This window comes from Mariniflexile aquimaris (genome assembly GCF_042676825.1).
In the GTDB taxonomy this organism is placed as follows: domain Bacteria; phylum Bacteroidota; class Bacteroidia; order Flavobacteriales; family Flavobacteriaceae; genus Mariniflexile; species Mariniflexile aquimaris.
Map to the genome: position 1 here is coordinate 1 of NZ_JBHTIB010000033.1, position 1,304 is coordinate 1,304.

Below are 1,304 nucleotides of genomic sequence, written 5' to 3' on the forward strand. Positions count from 1 at the left end.
AAGCAAAGCAACTGACATTGGTTTAGTATAAAACTAGCAATTTTTTATACACGGTGTTGTAGCACGTTTTTTATTCATCATATTTTTTTAAATCAGATTCCAATGTCTTCTTAAATGATTTGATTCCTCTTTTTAATTTGAAATAGAAAAATAAAGTCAGAATTGTTGATAAAAGAATTATCGGAAATACTCCATAGTTTTGATTTTTTATAAGATCAAATAAAGCACCACAACTAAGTCCAACTATTACAATTAAATATAAAATACTAAACCAATTATAACCTATAATCCGAATTCCAATTTCAGAAGTGTCATTTTTAATTATTCCACGAGCTTGCGCAAATGAATATTCATATCCAGGTCGAATTTTAAATTCCGAATCAGATATGTTTCCGTAATATTTATTAGGATTGTTGTCAAAAAAATCCAAGAATATTGTTCGGTCAGGCTTGATGTCTTTTTTAAATTCATTGATGAAATCCGCTTTTTCATTTTTCAAGATAAAGTTTAGATTTTTAGTCAATCCGAAAAAGTTTATTACTCTGTTCATCAGTTTTCTCAAATGTGCTACAACGTTTATGTGTATGGAAAGTTGCGTGCTTGTGTGCGAGGATTTTCCGAAGGAAAATCAGATGCAAGCAAGCAAAGCAACTCACATTGGTTAAGCTAAAAATAGCAATTTTTTATACACGGTGTTACAAACAGTTTTTATTAATTTTTCAAGGTAAATCACTCGTCAAAATTACTTCAAATGAGTCTGTTATGTCAATAGTCGTGTCGTTTGCAAAAGTCAGTTTTAAATTCACATTATATGTTCCTTCGGGTTGAGGCGGTTCATAACCTGGATACCAAGTCAAATTATTTATATTGTTAGTTGAGAAAATCTCTTCGCATTCGTTAGAGATTTTTAATTCTCCGCTTTTTAGAAATTCAGCGGAATTTATACTAATTGAACTATCAAATTCTCCACCGCTATTTTGGTCTATTATAATTATCGAGAATGTATCTCTTATTCCATCTCCGTTTGGTGATGAAAATGTAGAAATCCAAATTTCATAATTGGAATCAGCGTAGATTTCTTTATGACTAACTATTTTAAGTTCTTCAATAACTCCTACGTCTATAGTTTTACTTTTTAAGCAATTATTGTTATCAGATGAGCAAGATGAAATTCCTATTCCTATTAAAAGAGCAAGAATCATAGTCAATTTTTTCATTTGGAAGTGTTTGGTTTAAATTGTTTGTAACGTTTATGTGTATGGAAAGTTGCGTGCTTGTGTGCGAGGATTTTCCGAAGGAAAATC

At 30.3% G+C, this 1,304-nt stretch carries 2 protein-coding genes; both read right to left on the bottom strand.

Going from position 1 to position 1,304, the window contains the following annotated elements:
- Positions 1 to 70: 70 nt before the first annotated feature.
- Positions 71 to 550 carry a hypothetical protein gene (locus ACFQ0I_RS16475; RefSeq protein WP_379944072.1) on the bottom strand — a complete coding sequence of 160 codons (480 nt, stop codon included), beginning with the start codon at positions 548 to 550 and terminating at the stop codon, positions 71 to 73.
- 169 nt (positions 551 to 719) lie between these two features.
- Complete coding sequence (locus tag ACFQ0I_RS16480; RefSeq protein ID WP_379944073.1) at positions 720 to 1,217, bottom strand: hypothetical protein; 498 nt, start codon at positions 1,215 to 1,217, stop codon at positions 720 to 722.
- Positions 1,218 to 1,304 lie beyond the last annotated feature (87 nt).

Excerpts from the sequence above, each read along its gene's own strand:
- ACFQ0I_RS16475 (WP_379944072.1), bottom strand. The coding sequence starts at position 550 with ATGAACAGAGTAATAAACTTTTTCGGATTGACTAAAAATCTAAACTTT.
- ACFQ0I_RS16480 (WP_379944073.1), bottom strand. The coding sequence starts at position 1,217 with ATGAAAAAATTGACTATGATTCTTGCTCTTTTAATAGGAATAGGAATT.